Below are 5,471 nucleotides of genomic sequence, written 5' to 3' on the forward strand. Positions count from 1 at the left end.
CACTTCCTGTCCTATGACACCTTCAGCACCCTGGCCAACCAGATTCCAGACCTGATGGTGTTGGCGGTGGGCATGACCTTCATCCTGATCATCGGCGGTATCGACCTGTCGGTGGGCTCGGTGCTGGCGCTGGCCGCGTCGGCCGTCAGCGTGGCGATTCTTGGTTGGGGCTGGAGCGTGTTGCCCGCTGCTGTCCTCGGCATGGCTTGCGCGGCGTTGGCCGGCACGATCACTGGCTCCATCACGGTGGCTTGGCGGATTCCGTCGTTTATCGTGTCCCTCGGTGTGTTGGAGATGGCCCGTGGCGTGGCCTACCAGATGACCGGCTCGCGCACCGCTTACATCGGCGACTCGTTTGCCTGGTTATCCAACCCGATTGCTTTCGGCATTTCTCCGTCATTCATCATCGCGTTACTGGTGATTATCGTGGCGCAGTTGGTGTTGACCCGCACGGTATTTGGTCGGTACCTCATCGGTATCGGTACGAATGAAGAAGCGGTGCGCCTGGCGGGGATTAATCCCAAGCCTTACAAGATCCTGGTGTTCAGCCTGATGGGGCTGTTGGCCGGTGTGGCTGCACTGTTCCAGATCTCCCGTCTTGAAGCGGCGGATCCGAACGCCGGCTCGGGCCTGGAGTTGCAAGTGATCGCCGCTGTGGTGATCGGCGGCACCAGCCTGATGGGCGGGCGTGGTTCGGTCATCAGTACCTTTTTTGGTGTGTTGATTATTTCGGTACTGGCGGCCGGCCTGGCGCAGATCGGTGCGACGGAACCCACTAAACGCATCATTACCGGTGCTGTCATCGTGATCGCCGTTGTCCTCGATACCTATCGCAGCCAGCGCGCCAGTCGGCGGGGCTAAACCATGGCTACGATCAAGGATGTGGCAGCGCTTGCGGGCATTTCCTACACCACGGTGTCCCATGTGGTGAACAAGACACGTCCAGTCAGCGAGCCGGTACGCATCAAAGTCGAGGCGGCGATCAAGCAGTTGGACTATGTGCCAAGCGCCGTCGCGCGCTCACTCAAGGCGAAGACCACGGCGACCATCGGTTTGCTGGTGCCCAACAGTCTTAACCCCTATTTTGCGGAGCTGGCTCGGGGTATCGAGGATTATTGCGAGCGTAATGGCTACTGCGTGATCCTGTGCAACTCCGATGACAACGCCGAAAAACAACGTAACTACTTGCGCGTGTTGTTGGAAAAACGCATCGACGGCCTGATCGTCACCTCGGTGGGGGGCGACGACAGTGGTCTGGCTGCTGGCTTGAGTGCGGTACGTACGCCCATGGTGATTGTCGACCGGGCGTTGGATGGCATTGATGTCGACCTGGTGCGAATTGACCACGAAGAGGGTGCCTACCTGGCGACTCGGCATCTACTTGAACTGGGTCATCGGGACATCGCCTGCATCGGCGGGCCAGGACATACCCGCGTGGCGCAAATGCGATTGGCGGGGTATCACCGTGCCTTGCATGAGGCGGGCGTCGAGTTGGCGTCCAATCGCATCCGAGAAAGTGATTTCACCAGTACCGGTGGTTATGCCGCCGCCGTGCAATTGCTGGCGGAAAATCCGCCCAGCGCGATTTTTGCCAGCAACGATATGATTGGCTTCGGCGTTCTGCGTGCGGCGGCGGAGCGCAATATCCGCGTGCCGGGCGAACTGTCGGTGATCGGCTTCGATGATATTCAGATGGGGCGTTATGTTTATCCGGCGTTGACCACGGTCGGGCAGTCGATCGTACAACTGGGTGAAACGGCGGCCGAGCTTTTACTGCGTAGAATTGCAACACCCCAACTGCCGGTCGATCAGCGCATCGTGACGCCGAGCATTGTCTTGCGCGAGTCGACAGCACCGTTGACCGGCGTGTTTGCCCAATACCGCTGAACCGAATTGATGAGTACTGATGTATGCCAGCAAAAGTAGTGGTAATAGGCAGCCTGAATATGGACCTGGTCACTCGTGCCAGCCGGTTGCCCCGTGCCGGTGAAACCCTGATTGGCCAAACATTTTCCACTGTTCCTGGTGGCAAGGGGGCGAACCAGGCTGTTGCATCGGCGCGCCTGGGAGCCGAGGTGGCGATGATCGGTTGCGTCGGCACGGATGCCTATGGTGTCCAATTGCGCGATGCGTTGCTGGTGGAGGGCATCGATTGCCAGGCCGTCACTACAGTGGACGGTTCCAGTGGTGTGGCGCTGATCGTGGTGGATGACAGCAGCCAGAACGCAATCGTGATCGTGGCCGGCAGCAACGGCGCGCTGACACCTGCATCGTTGCAGGCCGCCGATGCGGTTCTGCAGGCCGCCGATGTGATCGTCTGCCAGCTGGAAGTGCCAATGGAAACTGTCGGCTATGCGCTCAAGCGCGGCCGTGAACTGGGCAAGACAGTGATCCTCAATCCGGCGCCGGCGAGCGGCCCCTTGCCTGCCGAGTGGTATGCCTCGGTTGACTACCTGATTCCCAACGAGAGTGAATCCACAGCCCTGAGCGGCGTGACCGTCGACTCCCTTGACAGTGCCAAGCTGGCCGCGACGCACCTGATCAAGGCGGGTGCCGGCAAAGTCATCATCACCCTTGGCGCGCAGGGCGCCCTGTTTGCCAATGGCAACAGTTTTGAGCACTTGGTGGCGCCCAAAGTCAAAGCGGTAGACACCACCGCAGCGGGGGACACTTTTGTAGGTGGTTTCGCCGCCGCACTTGCCAATGGCAGGAGCGAAGCCGAAGCCATTCGATTTGGCCAGGCTGCAGCCGCGTTGTCGGTGACTCGCGCCGGAGCACAGCCCTCTATTCCTATGTTGCTCGACGTTCAAGGTTTTGTGCCCTCATGAAAAAGACACCATTGCTTAATATCGCCCTGTCGCGTGTGATCGCGTCCCTCGGTCATGGTGACATCCTGGTCATCGGTGACGCTGGCCTGCCGGTGCCGCCGGGTGTCGAGTTGATCGACCTTGCACTGACCCAGGGTATTCCTGATTTCATCAGCACGTTGCGCATTGTGCTCAGCGAAATGCAGGTGGAAAGCCACGTGTTGGCGGAAGAAATCCTGCCCAAACAGCCTCCGGCGCTGGCGGATCTCAATGTGTTGACCGAACAGGCCGCGCTGGGTGAACGTCGTCTGGTCAGCCACGAAGAGTTCAAGCAGTTGAGCCGCAAGGCGCGCGCTGTGGTGCGCACTGGCGAATGCCAGCCTTACTGTAATATCGCGCTGGTTTCCGGCGTAACGTTCTAGCATTTCCCTACGACAAGGAGTGTTTCATGCAACGTGGTCTCCCAACTCTGAAAAACCTGTTCCGGAGTGTCCTGCTTTTGTCCGCACTCACTGCTGCCAGCGCCCAAGCGGCGGAAAAAATCGACCTGATCATCGATACCGATCCAGGGGCCGATGATGTGGTGGCCTTGCTGTTCGCCATGGCCTCGCCAGAGGAGTTGAGCATTCGTGCACTGACTACCGTCGCTGGCAACGTGCGACTGGACAAGACGTCCCGCAATGCTCGCCTGGCTCGTGAATGGGCAGGGCGTGAGGACATTCCGGTCTATGCGGGTGCACCAAAGCCGATGCTGCGCACACCGATCTATGCCGAGAACATTCACGGTAAGGAAGGCATTTCCGGTGTCACTGTGCATGAGCCGAAAAAAGGCCTGGCCGAAGGCAATGCCGTCGATTACCTGATCAAGACCCTGAGTACCGCCAAGCCCCATAGCATCACCATCGCCATGCTCGGCCCACAGACCAACCTAGCCTTGGCGCTGACCCAAGCACCGGAAATCACCCAAGGTATCAAGGAAGTGGTGGTGATGGGCGGCGCGCACTTCAATGGCGGCAATATCACGCCGGTGGCCGAATTCAACCTGTTCGCCGACCCTATTGCAGCTGAAATCGTGCTCAAAAGTGGCGTCAAGCTGACTTACCTTCCGCTGGATGTGACTCACAAGGTGCTGACCAGCGAAGCGCGGCTGAAACAAATTGCTGCGCTTAACAACAACGCGAGCAAGGTGGTGGGCGACATCCTCAATGAATATGTCAAGGGCGACATGGAGCACTACGGCATCCCTGGCGGGCCGGTACATGACGCCACCGTGATTGCCTATCTGCTCAAGCCTGCACTGTTCAGTGGGCGTGAGGTGAATGTGGTGGTCGACAGTCGCGAAGGCCCAACCTTCGGCCAGACCATCGTCGACTGGTACGACGGCCTGAAACAACCGAAGAACGCATTCTGGGTTGAGAACGGCGATGCTCAGGGCTTCTTTGATCTGCTGACTGAGCGCCTGGCTCGTCTGAAGTGATGTAACTCCCGGTCGGCGCTCGCCGGCCGGTTCTTATTCGCGCTCTGGATTGTGCGCGCCCATGTGATCGGCCGGGTATTTCTCGAATATCTGGCCGATGAACGCTTGTGCCGCCTGGGTGCCGAGCTCTTTGACCAGCAGGTCGATACCAATGATTGCCAGTTCTTCCGGGCTCCCAGGGCTGTAGGAGCTCTGTCCTTGGGGCCATCTGGCTTTGATGTCGGCTTGGAGCGTTACGGTGGTCATGGAGGTCTCGCGAGCTGTAGGTACGGGGTAATGCGCTAAAACGCGGTTCGTGCGTGGGAAGTTAACCATTTTGCGCCACGATTGGCACTGCTTCTTAGGTATGGGGTGGGTGCTGTGCGACACTGTCCGCCTGTTTAAGTGTTGGGAAACGTCGCGTGCAGATCGATTTGAGCAAACCCGGGAGCCTGACGCTGGAGTCCGTACGTCATCTGATCGCCAGCGCCAGTGACGACGAACATACCCAGCTGCGGGTAACCAGGGCCGGTATCGCCTATATCTCGTCCGGCAGGGCCGTCGGCGGTGTCGATGTGGAGGGTCTGCTGTTTCGTCTGGAGACCTGGGCCAAGGGCTCCGGCTACGTCGGTAACGTGGCGGCCAGCGATGAAGTCTGGGTCATGCAGATTTTCAATGCGCTGCAGCAGAATTGGCCAACGCCGCCGTTTGACTACATCGACATCTACTGAATAGGTTCATATTTCGTGACGATTACCCTGGGGATTGCCCGCTGTGAGTCAGGCAGACTTGCCCCCAGTGGTTAACGTCTTGAAACCAATCGGCCTAGCCGCTGTCGCACGATCTCTGTCCATTTTTTATCATAGGAGGCTTCATGCCTTGGAAGCTCGCATCATTCGGTACTTTGTTGGCGGCACTCGCGTTGGCGGGTTGCAGTACCCCGGGTACCTCTGAGCCAGCCAAAGACACCGCCGTGGCCGATGCTGGTCATAGTCGCTGTGAGTCGAAGGCTGCCGAGTTCACGATCGGTCAGAAAGCTTCGCCCCAGTTGCTGGAGCAAGCGCGTACCCGTGCCGGTGCGCAGAATGCGCGCATCCTCAAGCCGAACGATATGATCACCCTAGAGTATCGCTCCGATCGCTTGAACCTGAACACCGACGACAATCTGGTGATCACCCGGGTCAACTGCGGATAAGTCGTTCCAGGCT

Annotated in this window: 8 protein-coding genes; 7 read left to right on the forward strand and 1 reads right to left on the reverse strand. The window is 58.9% G+C overall.

Going from position 1 to position 5,471, the window contains the following annotated elements:
• The 5 genes from ACRESD_RS20225 to ACRESD_RS20245 all read left to right on the forward strand — a co-directional run.
• On the forward strand, positions 1–861 hold an 861-nt coding region (locus ACRESD_RS20225; protein WP_431752520.1), incomplete at its 5' end, for an ABC transporter permease.
• Between the two features lie 3 nt (positions 862–864).
• Positions 865–1,887, forward strand: coding sequence for a LacI family DNA-binding transcriptional regulator (locus ACRESD_RS20230; RefSeq protein WP_431752521.1), 1,023 nt, complete (start codon positions 865–867; stop codon positions 1,885–1,887).
• 23 nt (positions 1,888–1,910) lie between these two features.
• Positions 1,911–2,828: a ribokinase gene (rbsK, locus tag ACRESD_RS20235; protein WP_431752522.1), complete on the forward strand. Its 918-nt coding sequence runs from the start codon at positions 1,911–1,913 to the stop codon at positions 2,826–2,828.
• Positions 2,825–3,229: a D-ribose pyranase gene (gene rbsD, locus ACRESD_RS20240; RefSeq protein ID WP_431752523.1), complete on the forward strand. Its 405-nt coding sequence runs from the start codon at positions 2,825–2,827 to the stop codon at positions 3,227–3,229. The genes rbsK and rbsD overlap by 4 nt, the downstream gene beginning before the upstream one ends.
• Positions 3,230–3,255: 26 nt before the next feature.
• Positions 3,256–4,284, forward strand: coding sequence for a nucleoside hydrolase (locus tag ACRESD_RS20245; protein ID WP_431752524.1), 1,029 nt, complete (start codon positions 3,256–3,258; stop codon positions 4,282–4,284).
• A 33-nt stretch (positions 4,285–4,317) separates the two neighbouring features.
• Here the strand turns inward: ACRESD_RS20245 and ACRESD_RS20250 are convergent, their stop codons facing one another.
• The gene (locus ACRESD_RS20250) at positions 4,318–4,530 is read right to left on the reverse strand and encodes a hypothetical protein (RefSeq protein ID WP_431752525.1); all 213 of its coding nucleotides are present in this window, start codon (positions 4,528–4,530) and stop codon (positions 4,318–4,320) included.
• A 155-nt stretch (positions 4,531–4,685) separates the two neighbouring features.
• On the opposite strand from ACRESD_RS20250, the gene ACRESD_RS20255 reads away from it, so the two are divergent.
• Together ACRESD_RS20255 and ACRESD_RS20260 are read left to right on the forward strand one after the other, a co-directional pair.
• On the forward strand, positions 4,686–4,994 hold the full coding sequence (locus tag ACRESD_RS20255; RefSeq protein WP_431752526.1) for a hypothetical protein: 309 nt from the start codon (positions 4,686–4,688) through the stop codon (positions 4,992–4,994).
• A gap of 143 nt (positions 4,995–5,137) precedes the next feature.
• Positions 5,138–5,458 (forward strand): I78 family peptidase inhibitor, encoded by a 321-nt coding sequence (locus tag ACRESD_RS20260; protein WP_431752527.1) that lies wholly within the window; start codon positions 5,138–5,140, stop codon positions 5,456–5,458.
• Positions 5,459–5,471: the final 13 nt, after the last annotated feature.

It is taken from the genome of Pseudomonas sp., assembly GCF_050739995.1.
Classification (GTDB): domain Bacteria; phylum Pseudomonadota; class Gammaproteobacteria; order Pseudomonadales; family Pseudomonadaceae; genus Aquipseudomonas.

Coding starts and splice junctions, on each gene's coding strand:
- ACRESD_RS20230 (WP_431752521.1), top strand. CDS start 865: ATGGCTACGATCAAGGATGTGGCAGCGCTTGCGGGCATTTCCTACACC.
- rbsD (WP_431752523.1), top strand. CDS start 2,825: ATGAAAAAGACACCATTGCTTAATATCGCCCTGTCGCGTGTGATCGCG.
- rbsK (WP_431752522.1), top strand. CDS start 1,911: ATGCCAGCAAAAGTAGTGGTAATAGGCAGCCTGAATATGGACCTGGTC.
- ACRESD_RS20245 (WP_431752524.1), top strand. CDS start 3,256: ATGCAACGTGGTCTCCCAACTCTGAAAAACCTGTTCCGGAGTGTCCTG.
- ACRESD_RS20260 (WP_431752527.1), top strand. CDS start 5,138: ATGCCTTGGAAGCTCGCATCATTCGGTACTTTGTTGGCGGCACTCGCG.
- ACRESD_RS20250 (WP_431752525.1), bottom strand. CDS start 4,530: ATGACCACCGTAACGCTCCAAGCCGACATCAAAGCCAGATGGCCCCAA.